This window comes from Kribbella jejuensis (genome assembly GCF_006715085.1).
Lineage (GTDB): Bacteria > Actinomycetota > Actinomycetes > Propionibacteriales > Kribbellaceae > Kribbella > Kribbella jejuensis.
Genome location: NZ_VFMM01000002.1, coordinates 418505 through 437705, shown reverse-complemented (window position 1 = coordinate 437705; position 19201 = coordinate 418505). Strand labels below are relative to the sequence as shown.

22 protein-coding genes are annotated in these 19201 nt (G+C 69.4%); 9 read left to right on the top strand and 13 right to left on the bottom strand.

Annotation, left to right across the window (positions count from 1 at the left end):
• Window positions 1–35 precede the first annotated feature (35 nt).
• Both FB475_RS22055 and FB475_RS22050 read right to left on the bottom strand, forming a co-directional pair.
• Entirely contained in the window at window positions 36–632 is a 597-nt protein-coding gene (locus tag FB475_RS22055) for a hypothetical protein (RefSeq protein ID WP_141858472.1), read from the bottom strand.
• A gap of 17 nt (window positions 633–649) precedes the next feature.
• A complete protein-coding gene (locus FB475_RS22050) occupies window positions 650–1660 on the bottom strand; it encodes a serine/threonine-protein kinase (RefSeq protein ID WP_141858471.1) in 1011 nt (336 codons plus the stop codon).
• Between the two features lie 41 nt (window positions 1661–1701).
• Between FB475_RS22050 and FB475_RS22045 the strand changes: the two genes are divergently transcribed.
• Window positions 1702–2241, top strand: a complete 540-nt coding sequence (locus tag FB475_RS22045) for an RNA polymerase sigma factor (protein WP_141858470.1) — start codon at window positions 1702–1704, stop codon at window positions 2239–2241.
• Here the strand turns inward: FB475_RS22045 and pepN are convergent.
• From pepN to FB475_RS22030, 3 genes are read right to left on the bottom strand one after another with little or no spacing between them, the layout of a single operon-like run.
• Window positions 2228–4681 (bottom strand): aminopeptidase N, encoded by a 2454-nt coding sequence (pepN, locus tag FB475_RS22040; protein WP_141858469.1) that lies wholly within the window; start codon window positions 4679–4681, stop codon window positions 2228–2230. The genes FB475_RS22045 and pepN overlap by 14 nt on opposite strands.
• A 16-nt stretch (window positions 4682–4697) precedes the next feature.
• On the bottom strand, window positions 4698–5069 hold the full coding sequence (locus FB475_RS22035) for a hypothetical protein (RefSeq protein WP_141858468.1): 372 nt from the start codon (window positions 5067–5069) through the stop codon (window positions 4698–4700).
• 9 nt (window positions 5070–5078) lie between these two features.
• Window positions 5079–5972 (bottom strand): FAD-dependent oxidoreductase, encoded by an 894-nt coding sequence (locus FB475_RS22030; RefSeq protein WP_202878472.1) that lies wholly within the window; start codon window positions 5970–5972, stop codon window positions 5079–5081.
• 91 nt (window positions 5973–6063) lie between these two features.
• Here FB475_RS22030 and FB475_RS22025 point away from each other — a divergent pair, with 91 nt between their 5' ends.
• Window positions 6064–6759 carry a TetR/AcrR family transcriptional regulator gene (locus FB475_RS22025; RefSeq protein ID WP_141858466.1) on the top strand — a complete coding sequence of 232 codons (696 nt, stop codon included), beginning with the start codon at window positions 6064–6066 and terminating at the stop codon, window positions 6757–6759.
• On the opposite strand, the gene FB475_RS22020 is transcribed toward FB475_RS22025, so the two are convergent.
• Window positions 6756–7631 (bottom strand): LysR family transcriptional regulator, encoded by an 876-nt coding sequence (locus FB475_RS22020; protein WP_141858465.1) that lies wholly within the window; start codon window positions 7629–7631, stop codon window positions 6756–6758. The two genes, FB475_RS22025 and FB475_RS22020, sit on opposite strands and share 4 nt — an antisense overlap.
• A gap of 82 nt (window positions 7632–7713) precedes the next feature.
• On the opposite strand from FB475_RS22020, the gene FB475_RS22015 reads away from it, so the two are divergent.
• Together FB475_RS22015 and FB475_RS22010 are read left to right on the top strand one after the other, a co-directional pair.
• Window positions 7714–8457 (top strand): sulfite exporter TauE/SafE family protein, encoded by a 744-nt coding sequence (locus FB475_RS22015; protein WP_141858464.1) that lies wholly within the window; start codon window positions 7714–7716, stop codon window positions 8455–8457.
• Window positions 8454–8717 carry a hypothetical protein gene (locus FB475_RS22010; protein WP_141858463.1) on the top strand — a complete coding sequence of 88 codons (264 nt, stop codon included), beginning with the start codon at window positions 8454–8456 and terminating at the stop codon, window positions 8715–8717. Before FB475_RS22015 ends, FB475_RS22010 begins: the two co-directional genes overlap by 4 nt.
• Here FB475_RS22010 and FB475_RS22005 read toward each other — a convergent pair.
• A complete protein-coding gene (locus tag FB475_RS22005) occupies window positions 8701–9189 on the bottom strand; it encodes a YkvA family protein (RefSeq protein WP_141858462.1) in 489 nt (162 codons plus the stop codon). The two genes, FB475_RS22010 and FB475_RS22005, sit on opposite strands and share 17 nt — an antisense overlap.
• Window positions 9190–9274: 85 nt before the next feature.
• Here FB475_RS22005 and FB475_RS22000 point away from each other — a divergent pair, with 85 nt between their 5' ends.
• Both FB475_RS22000 and FB475_RS21995 read left to right on the top strand, forming a co-directional pair.
• A complete protein-coding gene (locus FB475_RS22000; RefSeq protein ID WP_141858461.1) occupies window positions 9275–9697 on the top strand; it encodes an SRPBCC family protein in 423 nt (140 codons plus the stop codon).
• Window positions 9694–10113 carry a MarR family winged helix-turn-helix transcriptional regulator gene (locus FB475_RS21995; RefSeq protein WP_141858460.1) on the top strand — a complete coding sequence of 140 codons (420 nt, stop codon included), beginning with the start codon at window positions 9694–9696 and terminating at the stop codon, window positions 10111–10113. Before FB475_RS22000 ends, FB475_RS21995 begins: the two co-directional genes overlap by 4 nt.
• On the opposite strand, the gene xylB is transcribed toward FB475_RS21995, so the two are convergent.
• The 5 genes from xylB to FB475_RS21970 form a co-directional block, all read right to left on the bottom strand.
• Window positions 10110–11558 carry a xylulokinase gene (gene xylB, locus FB475_RS21990; RefSeq protein WP_185759390.1) on the bottom strand — a complete coding sequence of 483 codons (1449 nt, stop codon included), beginning with the start codon at window positions 11556–11558 and terminating at the stop codon, window positions 10110–10112. The two genes, FB475_RS21995 and xylB, sit on opposite strands and share 4 nt — an antisense overlap.
• Window positions 11559–11568: 10 nt before the next feature.
• A complete protein-coding gene (locus FB475_RS21985; RefSeq protein ID WP_141858459.1) occupies window positions 11569–13029 on the bottom strand; it encodes a mannitol dehydrogenase family protein in 1461 nt (486 codons plus the stop codon).
• The gene (locus FB475_RS21980) at window positions 13026–13871 is read right to left on the bottom strand and encodes a carbohydrate ABC transporter permease (RefSeq protein WP_141858458.1); all 846 of its coding nucleotides are present in this window, start codon (window positions 13869–13871) and stop codon (window positions 13026–13028) included. The genes FB475_RS21985 and FB475_RS21980 overlap by 4 nt, the downstream gene beginning before the upstream one ends.
• A complete protein-coding gene (locus FB475_RS21975; protein ID WP_141858457.1) occupies window positions 13868–14827 on the bottom strand; it encodes a carbohydrate ABC transporter permease in 960 nt (319 codons plus the stop codon). Before FB475_RS21975 ends, FB475_RS21980 begins: the two co-directional genes overlap by 4 nt.
• 88 nt (window positions 14828–14915) lie before the next feature.
• Window positions 14916–16280 carry an ABC transporter substrate-binding protein gene (locus FB475_RS21970; protein ID WP_238332330.1) on the bottom strand — a complete coding sequence of 455 codons (1365 nt, stop codon included), beginning with the start codon at window positions 16278–16280 and terminating at the stop codon, window positions 14916–14918.
• Between the two features lie 106 nt (window positions 16281–16386).
• Here FB475_RS21970 and FB475_RS21965 point away from each other — a divergent pair, with 106 nt between their 5' ends.
• Both FB475_RS21965 and FB475_RS21960 read left to right on the top strand, forming a co-directional pair.
• Complete coding sequence (locus FB475_RS21965; protein WP_202878470.1) at window positions 16387–17352, top strand: sugar-binding transcriptional regulator; 966 nt, start codon at window positions 16387–16389, stop codon at window positions 17350–17352.
• Between the two features lie 6 nt (window positions 17353–17358).
• A complete protein-coding gene (locus tag FB475_RS21960) occupies window positions 17359–18153 on the top strand; it encodes a phosphotransferase (protein ID WP_141858456.1) in 795 nt (264 codons plus the stop codon).
• Here the strand turns inward: FB475_RS21960 and FB475_RS21955 are convergent.
• The gene (locus tag FB475_RS21955; RefSeq protein WP_141858455.1) at window positions 18110–18547 is read right to left on the bottom strand and encodes a hypothetical protein; all 438 of its coding nucleotides are present in this window, start codon (window positions 18545–18547) and stop codon (window positions 18110–18112) included. The genes FB475_RS21960 and FB475_RS21955 overlap by 44 nt on opposite strands.
• A gap of 59 nt (window positions 18548–18606) precedes the next feature.
• On the opposite strand from FB475_RS21955, the gene FB475_RS21950 reads away from it, so the two are divergent.
• Window positions 18607–19191, top strand: a complete 585-nt coding sequence (locus FB475_RS21950; RefSeq protein WP_141858454.1) for a uridine kinase family protein — start codon at window positions 18607–18609, stop codon at window positions 19189–19191.
• Window positions 19192–19201 lie beyond the last annotated feature (10 nt).

Below are 19201 nucleotides of genomic sequence, written 5' to 3'. Positions count from 1 at the left end.
TGAGGCGAATGCCTCATAGTCGACGACCCCCGGGGCTAGCGCACCGAGGTTCGGGTGAGGGCCGGGTTCGGGTCGGGGTAGCAGGCGACCGGAGCGGTCGTGCTGAGGAACTTCCATTTGATCTTGGCCTGCAGCGTGAGGCCGGGATCGTCGTAGCTCGTGCCTTTGAGTTTGGTTTCGATGGTGGTGCCGCGGCGGCCGGATTTGAGGCGGACGCTGAGGGTCGGGAGTTGGTAGCTTGCGCCGCCGGGGATCGGACCTGGAACCGTGAGGACTGCGGTGTTTCCCTCCAACTGCACAGAGGGAGTGGAGTTGAGGCCTGAGCCACCCAGCAGTCTGGCGCTGACGTAGGAGGCGTTGGCCGGGACCGGGACACGAAGGGTCAGGTCGCGGACCTCCTGGAGTTTGAAGCCCTTGACCTCGGTGGGCAGCGACCCGGGCTGCGAGTTGATGGCGATGGTGAAGCGGGTGTTGGCCGAGACGACGGGCGGTGCCTGCGCATCGATCCCCTGGCGCAGGGACAGTGTGTGCTTTCCGAACTTGGTATCGGCTCGGCAGGAGTAGCTGGCCGTGGGTTGGTCAGTCGGAGCGAGTAAGGCGAGAATCACCACAAGACTGCGGTAAGTAGCCATGCGACTACTCTATGCAGTCATCGTCCGAAGAGGAACCATCCGCCCACGCCGGCTGCCACGAAGATTACGGGGAGCGCGAGCAGGAACCACGCCCGTCTCCGGCGCCGGCGCCGTACCGGCGGATCGGTGGCAACGGTGGTGTCCAGGTCGTCCTCGGTGATCGTGGTCCGTTCGGCCGCGCGCAACGGCGCCTCGCGCTCCAGCCGGAACGCCTCGGCCTCGAACCGCTCCGCGAGCGTGTCGGCGCGGTCCCAGCGATCCGCCGCCCGGTACGCGAGCGCCCGCGCGAACACGTCGTCGAGCTGCCCGACCGAGTCGTGCAGTACCGGACGCAGACTCGGCGGTGGCAGGTCCGGGTCCCGGTTCAGCACGTCACCGATCGATCCCGCGGAGTACGGCGGATGCCCGGTGAGCAGCGCGTACGTGACCGCGCCGACGGCGTAGATGTCGGCGCGTTCGTCGAAACCACCGTCGCCGCGACCCTGTTCGGGCGCCATGTACGACGGCGTACCGACCGCCTGGGTCAGCCCGGACGCTTCGGCGGCTCGTTTCGCCAGGCCGAGGTCGGCGAGCACGATCCGGTGCGTACCGCCGCCGGCCTCCTCCCCTGCCCGCAGCAGCAGGTTCGCCGGCGTGACGTCGCGGTGTACGACGCCCTCGTTGTGCAGGGCGGCCACCGCCCGGGCCAGGTCCGCGCCCCACCAGAGCGCGTCCACCGGGTCGAGCGGGCCTTGCCGCAGTACGTCGCCGAGGGTGCCACCGCCGACGTAGTCCATCACGAAGTACGGGCGGCCGTCGTCGAGCTTGCCCAGGTCGAAGACGCGGACCACCCGATCGCTGGAGATCCGGCGCATCAGCCGTGCCTCGGACAGGAAGCGTTCCCGGACGTCGGCCCGCGACGCCCAGTTGTCCGCCAGCACCTTGACGGCGACGTCGACGTCCAGGTCGTCGTCGTACCCCCGCCAGACGGTGGCGAACGCACCCGCGCCGATCTTGTCCCGTAACCGGTACCGCCCGATGACATCCATCCCGGCTATTGTCGGTCACAGACCAGTCCAGAAGGGGGAGCATGACCGAAGAGTTGGAAGAACTCGCCGCCCGGGCAGCCGCCGGGGATCAGACGGTGCTTCCACAACTTCTGCAGGCGATCCGGCCGCAGGTGCAGCGGCGGGTGGCCAAGTTCCTTCCGTACCGGGAGGACGCGGAGGAGGCGGTCCAGGACACCCTGCTCCAGGTCGCGAACAAGGTGCACACGTTCAAGGGCACCGGCAGCTTCGCCGGCTGGGTGACGATCGTGGCCACCAACCAGGCGCGGCAGACCTACCGGTCGCTGAAGCGCCGCTCGGTCGAGCAGTCCGCCGAGGTCCTCCCGGAGGCCGTCGACCCGCGCACCACCTCGGTCATCGCCGGGTCCCGCCTCGACCTGCTGGAAGCCCTCGAGGCCCTCGAGTCCAGCCACCCCCAGCTCGTCCAGCCGCTGGTCCTCCGCGACCTGGGCGCCCTGTCGTACGCCGAGATCGCCGACGAACTCGACGTCCCGCTCGGCACCGTGAAAGCCCGCATCCACCAGGCCCGCCGCGCGGTCGCGGAACGCCTCACTGTGCGCTGAACGTCCGCCGCACCTCCAGCGCCCGGCGGAGGCCGTCCAGGAAGTCGGCCGTCTGCCGGCGGATGGCCGGCGCCACGCTCTCGTCCGCGATCAGCGCCTCGGCCGGGGCGACCAGGTCCGGGTCGATCGCGTAGCGCGGGGCGATCCGGCGTGCGGTGATGCCGACCACCATGCCGGACCGGATCTCGGCGGTCCGCGGCAGGTCGGTGAAGAACCGCGGCACGTACGGCGCGGTGATCGCCGCCTGCTCCGGGTGCCAGAAGCCGTCGGCCGCGGCGAGCAGCTCCTGTACGCCGACCGACGGGTCCGTCATGATCCGTGCCCAGGCCGCCTCCTTGCCGTCCGGCAGCGCCGACCGGCACCGGGCGGCGTGGATGACGCCCTCGGTCGACTTGTCCCGGTCCAGCTCGGCATCGATCTCGGCGGCACCGAACGCACCGAGCCGGACGAGCCGTAGCACCAGCGTCCACCGCAGGTCGGCGTCGATCTGCAGACCGTCGGGCGCGGCTGAGCCGTCCAGCCACGACGTCAGCAGCGCCACGTCGGTGGTCGTCGAGATCAGGCCGCGGGCGGTCACCAGCTGCAGGCTGCTGCCGGGCGCGGTCGTGGCGAGCTTGTTGCTGAGGGCATCGGCAACCGGTCCGCGCGCCGCGTTGTACTCGAGGTAGCCACCCAGCATTTTGTCCTCGAGCCAGCGGATCAACGAGCCGACCGCGACGTCGCTGTCCTCGTCCGGCAGCGCTGCCGTGAACAGCTCGAGCGCCTGCCGCGGATCCAGCTCGGCGTCGGCGACGGCGTCCCGGACGGAGTTCCAGATCACCGCCCGCGTGGTGCTGTCGGTGATCGTCGGGAGCACCGCGGGAAGGTTGGCGAGGCTGGTGGCGTCCAGCCGGATCTTCGCCCAGGTGTCGTCGCCGGCATCAGCCACGACCACACCACCCGCGACGCCGTTGCCTAGGGCAACTTCGATCGAGTCCTCGGTGATCGTGGCGTCGACCAGTGCAGCCGATCCGTCCGCGCCGTACATTCCGACACTCAACTTGTGCAAGCGACGCGACTCGTCCGGACTCTTCCGGTGCAGCACGACGCCGCCGCCGGCCGGCTCGACCGAGATCGTGTCCAGCCCCGGCGTCCGCAACCACTGGTCGGACCAGTTGTCCAGCTCGCGCGCACCCGCCTCGGTGAGCTTCTCGATGAACTCGTGCAGATCCGCGTTCCCGAACTCGTGCGCCTCCAGGTGCGCGTTCACTCCCGCGCGGAACACGTCGTCCCCGAGGTACTTGGCGAGCTGCTTGAGGACCGCCGCCCCCTTCGCGTACGAGATCCCGTCGAAGTCGTCGAGCGACTGCCGCGCGTCCTTCAGACCGTCCGGCGCGACCGGGTGCGTCGAGCTGCTCTGGTCGGTCTGCAGCCCCCACCACTTGCGGACGAACGCGAAGTCGACCCAGTTGCCGCGATAGCCGGTCGCGTCCTCGGCCACCCGGTGTGCCATGTACTCGGCGAACGACTCGTTCAGCCACATGTCGTTCCACCACTTCATCGTGACCAGGTCGCCGAACCACATGTGGGCCATCTCGTGCACCAGGACCCGGGAGCGGGTACTGCGCTCGGCGTCGGTCACCGGCCCGCGGAACACGAAGTCGTCGGAGACCGTGACGCAGCCCGGGTTCTCCATCGCGCCCAGGTTGAAGTCCGGGACGAAGGCCTGCCAGTACTCGCCGAACGGGTACCGCCGGCGGAACATCCGGTGGTACGCGTCGAGTGCGTCCCGGGTGGTGCGGAACAGGTCGTCAGCGTCCCGCTCGAGGTGCTCCGCGAGCGACTGCCGGCAGGCGAGTCCGAGCGGGATTCCGTCGTGTTCGGCGCGGACCTGGTGGAACGGCCCAGCGACCAGCGTGACGAAGTACGTCGACAGCGGCTTGGTCTCCGCCAACGTCCACTCGCCCGGCCCGATCCGGGTGGCCCCGCCGTTGCCGAGGACCACCCAGTCCTCGGGACACTTCACCGTCACGGCGTACGGCGCCTTGAGGTCAGGCTGGTCGAAGCAGGGGAAGTACCGCGGCGCGGATTCGAGCGACGACATGCCGTACGTGTAGACGCGACCGTCGGCGGCGTCGACCGAGCGCACCAGCCCCTCGCCGTCCGTCGAGTACTTGAAGTCCGCGGTGACGACGAGCTCGTTCTCCGCCTGAAGTCCGGTAAGCGGGTACCGCCCGCCGTCCAGAGCACCGGGATCGAGCGGCTGCCCGTTGAGCTCGACGGCGAGCAGCCGCTCCGGCTTCACGTCCACCCAGCTCGTGCTGTTCGTGGCCCGGAACCGGATCCGGCTGGTCGTGACGAACGTCGGCCCTTCCCCGATCAGGTCGAACGCGACCTCGTACGACTGCAGGTCCAGGTCCGCCGCCCGTTGCCGGGCCTCTTCGACTGTCAGCGCGCGCATGGACTGCACGCTACCGTCAGGTGCCGGTCGCCTTCCGTCCCGCGGTGTCTGCTGCCAGCGAAGCGACCGCGCGTACCTGGTCGTTCGTCGTGGCTTCGAGGACGGTGGTGATCAGCGGGAGGTCGGCGGGCTCGGCCAGTGTGGTGAGGACGTTCAGGGCGCTGATGTGGTCGAAGGCGGCGGTGATGTCCTCGGTCGGTTCGACCGGGGGCCGGGCCAGGATCTCGCGGGCGACCTGGCGTACGTCGTCGGCGAGCGGCTCGAGGGGGTTTCCACCACTCAACCGCGTGTAGGCCGCGGCCACCTGGTACATGTTCAGCGCCCGGCAGACGGTCGGCACGTTCGGGCTGTGCAGAAGGGCTTCGAACGCCTGCAGCGGGATGTCCACATCCCCAACCTATTCGACCGCCCCGAAGAACCGCAGTACCTTCTGCGCCGCATCGGGCGGTGACATCATCTCCGCGACCTGGGCCGACCGCCTGGCGACCGCGGCGGTCCGCTCGTACATCGCCGGCTCGTACTGCTCCAACGCCGCGTCGAGATCGTCCGGATGCGCCGCGATCGCCGCCGCCAGCTCGGCCGCGTCGCGCATCGCCTGGTTCGCCCCTTCACCGTGCGACGGCATCAAGTGCGCCGCGTCCCCGAGCAACGTGACGCCGGACCGCCGCGGCCAGCGCAGACCGATCGGCAACAGGTACGTCGGCCGCGCGACGAACGGCTCGTCGCACGCCGCGAGCAACCGCCGGAACTGCGGCGCCCATTCACCCGGCAAGTCCGTCACGGCCGCCGGATCCACGTCGGCCGCGGTCCGGATCGAGATGCTCACCTGGATCATGCCGTTCCCGTTCCGTTGCGCGCCGAGCATCCGGTCCGGACCGAACACCCAGTAGTTGCCCCGGCCAACCATCGCGGCCAGCTCCGGGTGCCTGCGATCGGCGGCGCGGATCAGGCTGTGGACGATGACCTTGCCTTCGTACGACGGCTCGGTGCCGGTGAGCAGCCGCCGGACCCGCGAGTTCGCCCCGTCGGCACCGACGAGCAGGTCGTAGGTCGCCGTACTCCCGTCGGCGAAATGCAGGGTCCGGCCGTTCGCGTGCGTGAAGACGCTCCCCCAGCGAACGGTCCCCTCGGGCAGCGAGCGCAGCAGCAGGTCCCGCAGGTCCGCGCGGTCGATCTCGGGCCGCAGCATCGGCGCGTCGTCCGGGGTGTCCTCCTGCAGCAGCATCGTGCCGGTGTGGTCGAGGATCCGCAGGTCCTGCCCCTCGCGGCGCGCGGCCACCCGGGCCGCCACCGATGATCGCGATCGGCACGTCGAACTCCATTCGATACACTGTATTGGACGATACACTGTATCAGCAGGGATCGGTGTATCGTTCGGCATCGTGAGCGTGATCTGGGAACGGCCCGAGCCGTCCGAGCGCCGGCGGCCGAGTCCGCTCAGCCGGGAGCGGATCGTCCGGGCCGCCATCGAGCTCGCCGACGCTTCGGACCTGGAGGCGGTCTCGCTCCGGAAGGTCGCCGCCGCTCTCGACGCCGGCCCGATGCGCCTCTACCGGTACGTCGACACCAAGGACGAACTGCTCGAACTCATGGTCGACGCCGTGTACGGCGAACTCCCACCACCGAGCGGTGAGACCTGGGACGCCGTACTGCGATCGATCGCGACCGGGATCCGCGACCTGGCGCTGCGGCACGAGTGGTTCGCCGACCTGCTCGGCAGCCGCCCGCGCTTCGGCCCGGCCACGCTCGCGCACACCGAGGCGTCGCTCAGCGCGCTGCGATCCACCGGCCTCGACGACCTCGACGCGCTGACCGGGGCGCTCGAGACGCTGAACGTCTACCTGGTCGGTGCCGTCCGCAAGGAGATCACCGAACGCCGGGCCGAACGCGCCAGCGGACTCGACCGGCGCGAGTTCCAGCGCGCGACCGGCCCGTACCTGGCCCGGATGTTCGCCACCGGCAACTATCCCGTGCTGTCGGAATGGGTCCACGACGCCCGGCACCGGACCGCGTCCGAGGTCTTCGACCTCGGCCTGGACTACCTGATCGACGGCATCCGGAATCGCCTGCCCCGCTAGCGACCGGCCGCCGCGTGCAGGTGGGCCGCAAGCAGGTGAGCGCTTTCGGGCGCGTCCGCGGCGTAACACAGGACGTGCCGTCGGGACGACCACGCGTCCTGGAGCGGGCAGATGTCGACGTCTGTGTTCGAGTCGACGGCGCGCCGCGGTACGACGGCCAGCCCGGCGCCCGCGATGGCGAGCGTGATCAGCGCGTGCAGGGTCGGTACGAGCGTGCGGTACCGCGGGGCCGGGGCGTGCGGGCCGAGGCGGTCGTCCATCCACTGGCTGAGCGGGGAGTTCCGGTCGAGGCCCACCAGCGGATGCTCGGCCACCTCGGCGTACGCGATCGACTCCCGGCCGGACAGCGTGCCCCCGGCCTGGCCGATCACCACGAGCGAGTCGTCGGCCAGCGGTTCGGTCCGGAGCTGGGTCGGCTCGTCGTCGAGGATCACGCCGAGGTCCGCCTCGCCGGCGGCAAGCAGCCGGACCATCCGGACAGTACGGCGTTCGCTCACGTTCACGTCGTACTCCGGGTGGTCGCGGAGGAACGTGGCCAGCGCCTGCGGGACGAGCTGGTGCATCGCGGCGCCGCCCGCGACCAGGCGGATCGGCGCCGAACTCGGGACGGCGTACGACGCGACCGCGCTGTCCAGGCGGGTCGTCTCGGCCAGCACCTCGCGGGCGTGCCGGGCCAGGGTCGCGCCGGCCGGGGTGAGCCGGACGCCGCGGCGCTCGCGGACCAGGAGCGGTACGCCGGCCTGGGCCTCCAGCGCTCTGACCCGCGCGCTGGCCGAAGGCAGACTGAGGTGCATCACCCGCGCGCCCGCGGTGATAGAGCCCTCCGCCGCGACATGGGTGAAGAGCCGGAGATCGTCCAGGTCGTACCGCATCTCCTCAGCCTACGTCTCAGACTGAGGCTGGCTACGGGGATCGCGCATTGTGGAGTGTCCGTGGAACCCGGATCCTCGAAGCGTGCTGCTGATCCTCCTGGCCGGCGTCGCAGCCGGCGCCCTGAACGCCGTCGGCGGTGGTGGCAGCTTCGTGGCCCTCGCCGCCCTCGTCGGCGCCGGCGTGCCGCCGGTGACGGCGAACGCGACCACGACGGTCGCGCTGCTGCCGGGAAATGCGACCAGCGCATGGGTGTACCGGCGGGAGATCGAAGGCTTCCACCAGCCGTCGCCGCTCCGCCTGACGCTGGCGAGCGTGTGTGGCGGCGCCATCGGAGCGGGGTTGTTGCTGTGGCTGCCGTCGACGTCGTTCGACGCGGCCGTGCCATGGCTGCTGGCGTTCGCAACCGTTGTCCTGGCGTTCGGAAAACGTCTGACCGCGGCATTGCGGCTCGGGCGGCCCGGACCCGCCGCGATCCTGGCGGGGCAGTTCCTGCTGGCGATCTACGGCGGGTACTTCGGCGGTGCGGTCGGACTGATGATGCTCGCGTTCTGGACCGCGACGACCACGCTCGACCCGGCACGCGGCAACCCGTTGCGGGTGATCCAGGTGGGTGCGGTCTACCTGACGGCGGCGGTGGTCTTCGTGTTCGCGGCCGACGTACTCGCGCAGCCGGTGCAACTGGTCGCGATGCTGGCCGGCGCGATCATCGGTGGGTACGTCGGTGCGCATGGTGTGCAGCGGATGCCTGCCGGCGTACTGCGCGGGCTCGTGTTGGGTACTGCGGTCGTGATGACCGGGTTGTTCTTCGTGCGGGCGTTCGGATGAACCCGGCGGCGCGGCGGCTGGCGATGGCGTACCAGGCGTGCGAGGTCGCGGACCTGGCGACGGTCGCGGTTTCGTTGGAGGACCCAACGGAGATTAAGCAGCAGGCGGCGCGCGTACTGGCGGCAGCACAGCAGTTGGTTGCCGCGGCCAACGGCCTTGAGTCGGACGACCCGCCCGGCGATCCGTTGCAGCGGTTCGCCTACGAGCATCCGGAAGAGGCGGCCGAGGACGTCGCCGAGTGGGTCAGCCGCCGTCGGTAAAGCGGCGGCCGGTCGGCGGGAGTTGCTCGCGTTCCTTGCGCAGATACAGCCCGGTGGCAGTGGAGACGCTGGTGAGCAGCCACATGAACACGCCCGCGTCGTCGGTGACGCCAATGATCGGGAGCAGGTCGGGCAGGATGTCGATCGGCGAGATCAGGTAGACCAGCGCGAGCAGCCAGAGGAACGTCCGGTTCCGCGGCAGGTCGGTGTACGCGCCGCGGCGGACGTCGCGGAGCAGCCGGGGCAGTGCCCGCGCCCGCTCGAACACGTTCCCGACCGGCACCGGCTCGCCGCGGGCGATCTTGCGTCGCCGGATCGCGCGCCGCCGGAGGACGCCGAGCGCGCCGAGGCCGACGCCGACCACCAGCAGCCCGATACCGGCACCGACGGCGGGCAGCCCGGCGACGTCGCCGTCGCGGAACAGCAACGTCAGCAGCCCGATCAGGCCGAGCACCCCACCGATGTACACCATTTCTCCACTGTAGAGCCTGCCCGGTTCCCGGGATTGACTGTTGTCGTGACGACAATTACTGTTGTCACGGCAACAGGAGGTGGCGATGTACGAGATCAAGGAAGAGACCGTGATCAGCGCGGAGGCCGCGGCGGTGTGGCGGGTGGTGACGGACGTGGCGCGCTGGCCGGAGTGGGATCCGCACGAGGACCTCGCGCGGCTGGACGGTGAGTTCGCGGTCGGGACCGCCGGATGGGTGAAGCAGAAGGGCAACCCGGGTGCGGCGTTCACGCTGACCGAGGTGGTGCCGGAGCGCCGGTGGGCGAGCGAGTGCTCGCTGCCGGGAGGCAGGCTCTGGGGCTCGAACGACTACGAGCAACTGCCGGGCGGGAAGCTCCGCTGCACGCGGACGGTCCGCGTCACCGGTCCGCTCGTACCGCTGTTCCGCTTCCACTTCGGGCGCCGGATGCGGCGGGACTTCTTCCGTACCTGGACGGCGCTCGAAGCCCGCGCCGCGGCGGTCCGATGACCGAGGGCCCGCTGGCGTCGCCCGGCTTCTGGCTGCACCACGCCGCGCTGAGGTGGCGGGCCGAGCTGGACCGCCGGCTCCGCGAGGTCGGCCTCACCCCCACCCAGTTCCTCCTGCTGGCCTCGACCGGCTGGGTCGAGCACACCCAGGGTGCACCGACCCAGCAGCAGGTCGCCCAGACCGCCGGCGCCGACCGGATGATGACGTCGAAGGTCGTCAAGAACCTGGAGGACGCGGGCCTGCTCCGCCGCACGCCGGATCCGTCGGACGCCCGCGCCTACCGCCTACAGCTCACCCCGGCGGGCCGACGTACCGCCCGCAAAGCCATCGCCATCGCCGCCGAGCTGGACAAGGAACTCTTCGGCGACAACCCTGCTTCGCTGCGAGACATGCTGCAGGCGATCGCGGAAGGTTAGCGGTTGTACGGCTGGGACAGCAGCGGACGGGTGTTGGTGAGGACCTGTTCGTAGTTGGCGCGGATGGTGGCTGCGTCGACGGTGATGGCTGGTTCGGGCTTGCCGAGGGGGATCTGCCAGGTGGGTGGGGTGGCTGCGCCGGACAGGGCCCAGGCTGCCTGACGGGCAGCGCCGAGGGCCACGTATTCGGCCGGCTCCGGGAGGACCACCTCGGCTCCCAGGAGTGCGGGGGCCAGAGCTTGGACGGACCGGGAGCGGGCGCCGCCGCCCAGGAGCAGGACTCGTTGGACGGGGACATTCTGATTGCGCAGGGCGTCCACGGCGTCGGCCAGGCCGCAGAGCAGGCCTTCCACGGCGGCGCGGGCCATCGTCGCCGGCTGCATGGTGGCGCGGGTCAGGCCGTAGATCAGGCCGGTCGAATGCGGGAGGTCCGGCGTACGTTCGCCGTCCAGGAACGGGAGCAGTACGAGACCTTCGCTGCCGGGCGAGGTGAGCGCGGCCTCGTCGAAGGCGGAGAGTTCCAGGCCGAGCATCTGCGCGGTCGCGGACATGACGCGGGCCGCGTTCAGCGTGCAGACGAGCGGGAGGTACTCCCCGGTGGCGTCGGCGAAGGCGGCGACCAGGCCGGTGGCGTCCTTGGTCGGGTGCGCGGACCGCGCGAACGCCGTACCACTGGTGCCGAGCGAGACGGCCACATCCCCAGGCTGCAGGTCGAGCCCGAGCGCTGCGGCCGCGTTGTCCCCGGTCCCGGCCGCAATCACCGCCCCGAAGGAGGTCTCACCAACAACCTCAGCCGGGCCCGCCACCCGAGGCAGCTGCAATTGCCGCCCGAAGGCAAGCTCGACCAACTCGGTCCGGTAGCTGTTCGTCGTCGGATCCCACCAGCCGGTCCCAGACGCATCCCCGCGGTCGGTGGTGATCCCCTCGATCCCGGACCGGTCCGCAGCGAGCCGATGCGTCATCCAGTCATGCGGCAGCACCACAGCAGCAGCCCGCCGCGCCGCCTCACCTGCAGCGCCGTGCGCAGCGCGGGCGGCTTCGTCGCGAATCCAGCGGAGTTTGGTGACGGTGAAGGACGGGACGGGGACGGAACCGATGGCCTCGGCCCAGGCTTCGGGGCCGCCGAGTTCCGCGATGAGTTCGGTGGTCGCGTCGGCCGAGCTGGTGTCGTTCCACAGGACTGCGGGATGGACCACCTCGCCGGACTCGTCGAGGAGGACCATGCCGTGTTGCTGGCCCCCGACCGCGATCGCCTGGACGCCGTCCAGCAGGCCGTCGGACGCGGTCTCCCACGCCTTCCACCACTCGGCCGGGTCGACCTGGGTGGCGTCGGGGTGCGGGGCACGCCCTTCCCGGACAACCTCTCCGGTCGCAGCGTCACACACCAGAACTTTGGTCGCCTGGGTGGAGCAGTCCACCCCGGCGACCAGCCTCAGCTCAGTCATGGCTCCCAGACTAGAGGGCTTCGAGCGTTGCGCGGGCGCCGATCTCGTGCAGCGACCGCAACGCCGCCTTGTACGGCGCCACGAACCGCTCGTCCGACCCGAGATCGCCGAACAGATCCGGGTCCGAGATGAACACCAGCGGATCCTCCCGGTTGTGCTGCGCGCGCTCGACCAGCTTGTCGCGCAGTCGGTCCACGACCTCGATCGGCCGGCCCTGCTCGTCGACGCCCTCGGCGTACCGGGCCCAGGACGCGACCACGAGCACCGACCGCGCGATCTCCCGCCCGGCGGCGAGCTGCTCGCGGACCACCGGCAGCAACCACTTCGGGATCCGGTCCGAGCTCTCCGCACACAACCGCGCCAGCGTGTCCCGGACCTCGGGGTTCGCGAACCGTTCGATCAGCTGGTGCTTGTACCGGTCCAGGTCGACCCCGGGCACCGGCGGCAGCGTCGGCGTCCCTTCGTTGTCCATGTAGCCGAGCAGGAAGTCGACGAACAGCTTGTCCTGGCACACCTCGTGCGCGTAGCGGTAACCAGCGAGGAACCCGAGGTACGCGAGCGCCTGATGCGAGGCGTTCAGCAGCCGCAGCTTCATCAGCTCGTACGGCTCGACGTCCTCGACGATCTGGACGCCGACATCCTCGTACGGCGGCCGCATCCCGCCGAAGTCGTCCTCGAGGACCCACTGCGTGAACGGCTCGCACACCACCGGCCAGCCGTCCTCGACCCCGAACCGCTCGGCCAGCGCGGCCCGGTCGGCGTCGGTGGTGACCGGCGTGATCCGGTCCACCATGCAGTTCGGGAACCGTACGTCGTTCTCGAGGAACTCCGCGATCTCCGGGTCCTTCAACCGCGCGAACCCGGCGATCATCTTGCGCGCGACGTGCCCGTTGCCCGGGATGTTGTCACACGACATCACGGTGAACGGCGGTACGCCGGCCTCACGCCGCCGGCGCAGCGCCTCGACGATGAACCCGAACACACTCCCGGGTGTAGCTCCCGGCTCGAGGTCGGCCGCCAGCGCCGGATCCGAGGCATCCAGCTCGCCCGTCACCTGGTTGACGTGATACCCACCCTCGGTGATCGTCAGCGACACGATCCGGGTCGCCGGATCGGCAAGGCGGTCGAGTACGGCCGACGGGTCATCCGGCGCGAACAGGTAGTCCACGATCGACCCGACGACCCGCGGCTCGAGCGTCCCGTCCGGATGTTTGACGACCAACGTGTAAAGACAGTCCTGGGCCGCCATCACCTCGGCCATCCGTTGGTCGTTCGGCAACACCCCGACGCCGACGATGCCCCAGTCGAGCGCCTTGCCCTCGGACATCAGCCGATCCAGGTACATCGCCTGATGCGCCCGGTGGAACCCGCCCACCCCGAAGTGCACGATCCCCGGCGTCACCGCCGTACGGTCGTAGTCAGGGACGCCAACGTTGCCGAGGGCATGGAGATTGGTCGCGGACAGCTTCACTTGACCGCCCCCAGCGACAGACCCTGGACGAGTTTGTCCTGTGCGGCGAACCCGGCGATCAGCACCGGCAGCGACACCACGATCGACGCGGCACAGACTTTGGCGAGGAACAATCCTTGGCTGGTCACGAACCCAGTCAAGAACACCGGAGCCGTCTGCGCCACCGTGCCGGTCAGCACCCGGGCGAACAGCAGCTCGTTCCAGCTGAAGATGAAGCAGATCAGCGCCGCCGACGCGATCCCGGGCGTGACCACCGGCGCGACCACGGACCGCAACGTCCGCGTCAGCGAGGCGCCGTCCACGGAGGCCGCCTCGAGGATCTCCACCGGGACCTCGGACAGGAAGCTGCGCAACATCCAGACCGCGATCGGCAGGTTCATCGAGGTGTACAGGATGATCAGCAGCCAGATGTTGTCCAGGAACCCGACCGACTGCGCGAACAGGTAGATCGGCAGCAGCCCGGCCACCACCGGCAGCATCTTCGTCGACAGGAAGAAGAACAGCACGTCGGTCCACTTGCGAACCGGCCGGATCGACAGCGCGTACGCCGCCGGGAACGCGAGCAGGATGACCAGCGCGGTGGACAGGATGCTCGCGGTCAGCGAGTTCGCGATCGACGGCCACGGGCCGGTACTGAAGAACGACCGGTACCCGTCGAGCGTCAGCGGTGCGGCCAGGTCCGGCGGGTTCTTCGCCGCGTTCTCCTCGGAGTGGAACGAGGTGAGCAGCATCCACAACACCGGCAGCACGAACAGGATCCCGACGATCCACGCCAGCCCGCTCAGAGCCCACCCGCCACCCCGGCGGTTATGACCCTTCACGATGGTCACCTGGCCACTCATCGTCCAGTCTCCTCTCGGAACAGTGTGGACACCGAGCGCAGCGCGAACGTCGCGATCAGGATCGTGCCGATCACCACGATCACGCCGGCCGCCGACGCCCGTCCGTAGTCGTGCGCGGTGTAGAAGGTCTGGTAGATCGTGTACGGCAGGTTCGCCGTACCGAGGCCGCCGGACGTGATCGTGAACACCGCGTCGAAGTTCTGCACGACGTAGATCGACCCGAGCAGCGCGGACAGCTCCAGGTACTGGCGCAGATGCGGCAGCGTCATGTAGCGGAAGATCTCCCACTGGTTCGCGCCGTCGATCCCGGCCGCCTCGATCACGTCCAGCGGACGGCTCTGCAGCCCGGCCAGCAGGATCAGCATCATGAACGGCGTCCACTGCCAGACCAGCGCGAAGATGATCGACCACAGCGGCTGGTTGCTGATCCAGTCCGGCTGCGGCGCGTTCGCTCCGAAGATCCACTTCAGCACGCCGTTGAACAGGCCGTACGTCGGGTTGTAGAGCGCGTGCTTCCACAGCAGCGCCGCGGCCACCGGTACCACCAGGAACGGCGTGATCATCATCGTCCGGACGGCGCCGCGGCCGCGGAACTTCCGGTCCAGCAGCAGCGCGATCAGCAGCCCGAGAACCAGGCTGAGCAGCACCACGCCCGCGGTCAGCAGGATCGTCACCCAGATCGCGTGCCGGGTGTTCGCATCCGTCAGCACCCGGCGGAAGTTCGCGAACCCGGCGAACCCGCGTTCGTCAGGGTAGTACGCGTTCCAGTCCATGAACGACACGACGATCGTCACCACGAACGGCAACTGGGTCACGACGATCATGAAGATCAGGGCCGGCAGCAACGGTCCGCGCCGCGCCCAGTCACCGGCCTTGCGCATCACTGTGCCTTGAGATCCGGCGGTCTCGGTCGCATGCCGCCGGCGGCCCGGCCGGGCTTCGGTTTCAGTGCTCATCGACGTCCTCGCTTCGCTCCGGGCGCCGATGAGGCACGGTACACGCTGTGTTTGATGATGAACTCGCTTCGCTCGTTCATGACGCCCCTCACTTCGCCAGCCGCGAGCGGTACCGCTCGGCGACGTCGTCGGCGAGCTCCTGCCCGCGTTTCAGCGCCTTGTCGACGCTCGTCTTCCCGGCGATCGCCGAGCTCACGTCCTGACTGACCTGGGTGCCGAGGTCCGGGAACTCGGGGATGTCGACGAACTGGATCCCCGGCGCCGGCCGCGGCTGGGTGCCCGGGTTGTTCGGGTCCGCGTGCTCGATCGCGTTCTTGGTCGGCTCCGCGAACGCCGCGGCTTCCTTCAGGTACTGCGGATTCTCGTACGTCGACGCGCGCTTGCCGGCCGGGACGTTGGACCAGCCAACCTTCTCGCCGACGAGCTTCTCGTAGTCCTTGCCCGAGGCCCAGGAGATGAACTTCCAGGCGTTGTCCTTCTTCTTCGAGGCCTCCTGGATGCCCCAGGCCCAGGCGTACAGCCAGCCGGAGCTGTCGGTCTTCACGACCGGCGCCGGCGCGTACCCCATCTTGCCCTTCACCGGCGAGTTCGGCGCCTCGAGCGAACCGGCCGCGGACGTGGCGTCGTACCACATCGCGGTGTTGCTCTGGATCGTGTCGTTCAGGCACTCGGTGAAGCCGGCCTGCGGCGCGCCCGCCTCGCCGTGTGCGCGGACCAGGTCGACGTAGAACTTGGTCGCCTCGGTGAATTCCGGCGAGTCGACCTTCGCCTGCCAGTCCTTGGTGAACCAGGTGCCGCCGAAGGTGTTGACGACCGTGGTGAGCGGGGCGAACAGCTGACCCCAGCCGGGCTGGCCGCGCAGACAGATACCGCGCATCCCCGGCGTCGCGTGGTCGACCTTCGCCGCGATGTCCGCGACCTGCTGCCAGGTCGGTTTGGCCGGCATCGCGATGCCCTTGGCGGCCAGGATGTCCTTGCGGTACATCAGGAACGACGACTCGCCGTAGAACGGTTCGCCGTAGATCTTGCCGTCGTCCGCGGTCATCGACTGGGTCATCGGCTTCAGGATGTCGTCCTGGTCGAACGACGGGTCCTTCGCGATGTAGTCCGACAGCGGCGCGATCCACTTGGACTTCGCGTAGATCGGGATCTCGAAGTTGCTCACCGACGCGACGTCGTACTGACCGGCCTGGCTGGAGAACTCCTGGCTGATCTTGTCCCGGACGTCGTTCTCGGGCAGCACGGTGAAGTTCACGTGGATGCCCGTCTGCTTGGTGAAGTTGTCAGCCGTCAGCTTCTGCAGATCGACCATCTGCGGGTTGTTCACCATCAGCACGTTGATGCTGTCGGCACCGCCACCGCCGGCCCCGCCTCCCCAGCCCGCACAACCGGTCACCGCGGTCATCAGCACCGCGACCCCGGCCGCTCCGATGCGTTTGCGCCTACTCAGCACAGCTGCCTCCGCTCATTTGAGCACGCCTCCGCTCACAACAGAAGTAGACCGGAGGGCACTTGACCTGTCAAGGGTCTGTGCAACACTTGGGTCCGGTGGTGCTCATATGAGCGGGGAGGGTTTGATGGAGTCCTTCGGGCCTGCGCAACTGGTGCTGACGGCCTCGATTGCGCGGCGGTACTACGTCGACGGGCGGTCGAAGGTGGAGATCGCCGACGAGTTCCGGCTCAGCCGGTTCAAGGTCGCGCGGCTGCTCGACCAGGCGCGCAGCAGCGGGCTGGTGCGGATCGAGATCAGCCACCCCGGCGCGATCGACATCGACCTGTCCGCACGGCTGCAGGAGGGACTCGGCCTGCGCCGGGCGATCGTCGTGGACACCCCGGAGGTGGACGAGGCGGCGTTGCGTACCCAGCTGGGCAAGGCGGCCGCGGATCTGCTCACCGAGATCGTCACGCCCGAGGACGTCCTCGGCCTGGCGTGGGCGCGTGCCGTGACCGCGATGACCGAGCAGCTCACGTCGCTCGCGCCGGTGCCCGTCGTACAGCTCACGGGGGCATTGACCCGTCCGGACGTCGAGGCGAACTCGGTCGAGCTGGTCCGGCACACCGCGCGGCTGTCGGGCGGTCCGGCGTACCTGTTCTACGCCCCGCTCGTAGTCCCGGATGCCGCCACGGCGCGGGCGTTGCGGCAGCAGCCGGAGGTGGCCGAGGCGATCAGCCACTTCGACTCGGTGTCGAAGGCGGTCGTCGGGCTCGGGTCGTGGGCCAGTGGCCAGTCGACGCTGTACGACGCGATGGACGAGAACGCCTGCGAACAACTGCTTCGCCGTGGTGTGGTCGCCGACATCTCGGGGGTTTTCGTGGACGCCGACGGTGCGCCGGTGCAGAGCCGGGTCACCGAGCGGGTGATCGCGATCAATGCCGAACAGATGAACAAGATCGACGAGGTGATCGCGATCCCGTACGGCCTCGCCAAGGTCGACGCGGTCCGCGCCGCCGTCCGCAGCGGGCTGGTGAACGCGATCGTTACCCACGCACCCCTGGCGAAAGCGCTGCTGGACGAGACACACTGACCCGCGATGCCCTCATCTGAGGTGGAAACCCAGTTGCTCGGCGGTACTGCGAACCGCGGGCTGGTCGTCCGGGTCGCAGACACCGTCCGCCGTCCGTTGCGCGCCAGCAGCCAGGCCACGCACGCGTTGCTCGAACACCTCGAACGGGTCGGGTTCGAGGGGGCGCCGCGGTTCCTGGGGGTCGATTCGCAGGGGCGGGAGGTGCTGTCGTACCTCCCCGGCGAAACGGTGACAGCGCCGTACCCGTCCTGGTCGATGACGGATGCGGCGCTGGACAGCGTGGCGGTGCTGCTGCGGGAGTACCACCAGGCGGTGGCGGACTTCCGGCCGGCCGGGCTGGAGTGGGCCGAGCCGGTGCCTGCGGATTACGTGACCGGGTTGATCAGCCACAATGACCCGAACCTCGACAACCTGGTGTTCCGGGACGGGATCGCGGTCGCCCTCATCGACTTCGACCTCGCCGGGCCCGGATCCTCGCTGTGGGACGTCGCGACCGCGGTGCGGCTGTGGGCACCACTGCGCCCGGACGCTGACATCCACGACGTACGCCGGGGACGCTCACTCGCCCGGCTGCGGCGGTTCGCGGACACGTACGGCCTGACCGAACCGGATCGCCGGCGCCTGGTCGACGCCGCCGCCGACAACCACGTCTGGTGCATGGACTACGTCCGCCGCGGCGCGGAAACCGGCCACCCCTGGTTCCACCAACGCTGGACCACCGGCGAAGCCGACCTCACCGACCGCACCAACACCTGGTTCAAACAGTCGGCGACTGCCCTCCAGCAGGCCCTTCTGGATTGAGCTCCCGCTCGGCTTCAGCTCGTCCTTCGTAGTAGTTCTCCTGCAGCCGCTTGATCCACGGAGGTATGAACACCGCGGTGACGGTGGGGAACGGCGCGCCCCATTCCGACTCGCCGAACAGCGACACCACGAAAGCAACAGCTACCAGACCGATCACCGCGATCCAGCCCTGGCGGCAGATTCGCGGCCCGACGTCGGACACCAGCCCCCGCCGGGTAACCGCGCCGACGCCGAACAATACCCCTGTCAGCAGGAACACCGCAGCGACGGCGTTCCGGTACCACTGATCGGCCGCGGCGTACGAACCGTAGCCCCGCAGCGTGAGGACTGCGGACACGAGCCAGCCGACTGCCAGCAACGCGTAGGCGACAGCCCCCAGCTTCATCTTCGGCATACCCGATTATCGCGCCACGGAATTGGCTGTTACTGCAGGAAGTGGAAGAGAATGTGCCGGTGCGTTCACGGGTGGTGTTACTGGCGGGGCCTTCGGGGGCGGGGAAGTCGCGGTTGGCGGAGCAGGTGGGGTTGCCCGTCGTACGGCTCGACGACTTCTACCGTGACGGCGACGACGAGGCGATGCCCCGCTCGCCGCTCGGGATCGTCGATTGGGACGACCCGCGTTCCTGGGACGGCGACCGCGCGGTCGCGGCGCTGGAGCAGTTGTGTACGACGGGATCCGCGGACATGCCGATCTACGACATCGCCGCCGACGGTACCGTCGGGCACCGCCCGGTGACTACCGGCGGATCGCCGCTGATCGTTGCTGAGGGCATCTTCGCGGACCAGATCGCCGGGGCGCTGCGGGAACGCGGCCTGCTGGCGGTGGCGATCTGCGTGTACCACCACCGGGTCGTCACGTTCGCGCGGCGCTTCCAGCGGGACCTGCGCGAGCACCGCAAACCCCCGCTGACCCTGCTGCGTCGCGGCCTCCTGCTGCTCCGCGACGATCCGCAGGTGGTCCAACGATGTGTCGCGGCCGGCTGCGAACCCCTGCACCCCAAGGAAGCCCGTGCCCGGATCGAGAGATTGTTAGCCTGACGTTCACCAA

Bases quoted from the DNA above. Each gene is read 5' to 3' on its own strand.
- FB475_RS22055 (WP_141858472.1), bottom strand. From the start codon at position 632: ATGGCTACTTACCGCAGTCTTGTGGTGATTCTCGCCTTACTCGCTCCG.
- FB475_RS21955 (WP_141858455.1), bottom strand. From the start codon at position 18,547: ATGCCGAAGATGAAGCTGGGGGCTGTCGCCTACGCGTTGCTGGCAGTC.
- FB475_RS22045 (WP_141858470.1), top strand. From the start codon at position 1,702: ATGACCGAAGAGTTGGAAGAACTCGCCGCCCGGGCAGCCGCCGGGGAT.
- FB475_RS22020 (WP_141858465.1), bottom strand. From the start codon at position 7,631: ATGCGGTACGACCTGGACGATCTCCGGCTCTTCACCCATGTCGCGGCG.
- FB475_RS22005 (WP_141858462.1), bottom strand. From the start codon at position 9,189: ATGGTGTACATCGGTGGGGTGCTCGGCCTGATCGGGCTGCTGACGTTG.
- FB475_RS21965 (WP_202878470.1), top strand. From the start codon at position 16,387: ATGAGCGGGGAGGGTTTGATGGAGTCCTTCGGGCCTGCGCAACTGGTG.
- FB475_RS22000 (WP_141858461.1), top strand. From the start codon at position 9,275: ATGTACGAGATCAAGGAAGAGACCGTGATCAGCGCGGAGGCCGCGGCG.
- FB475_RS21975 (WP_141858457.1), bottom strand. From the start codon at position 14,827: ATGAGCACTGAAACCGAAGCCCGGCCGGGCCGCCGGCGGCATGCGACC.
- xylB (WP_185759390.1), bottom strand. From the start codon at position 11,558: ATGACTGAGCTGAGGCTGGTCGCCGGGGTGGACTGCTCCACCCAGGCG.
- FB475_RS21980 (WP_141858458.1), bottom strand. From the start codon at position 13,871: ATGAGTGGCCAGGTGACCATCGTGAAGGGTCATAACCGCCGGGGTGGC.
- FB475_RS22050 (WP_141858471.1), bottom strand. From the start codon at position 1,660: ATGGATGTCATCGGGCGGTACCGGTTACGGGACAAGATCGGCGCGGGT.
- FB475_RS21995 (WP_141858460.1), top strand. From the start codon at position 9,694: ATGACCGAGGGCCCGCTGGCGTCGCCCGGCTTCTGGCTGCACCACGCC.
- FB475_RS22010 (WP_141858463.1), top strand. From the start codon at position 8,454: ATGAACCCGGCGGCGCGGCGGCTGGCGATGGCGTACCAGGCGTGCGAG.
- FB475_RS21960 (WP_141858456.1), top strand. From the start codon at position 17,359: ATGCCCTCATCTGAGGTGGAAACCCAGTTGCTCGGCGGTACTGCGAAC.
- pepN (WP_141858469.1), bottom strand. From the start codon at position 4,681: ATGCGCGCGCTGACAGTCGAAGAGGCCCGGCAACGGGCGGCGGACCTG.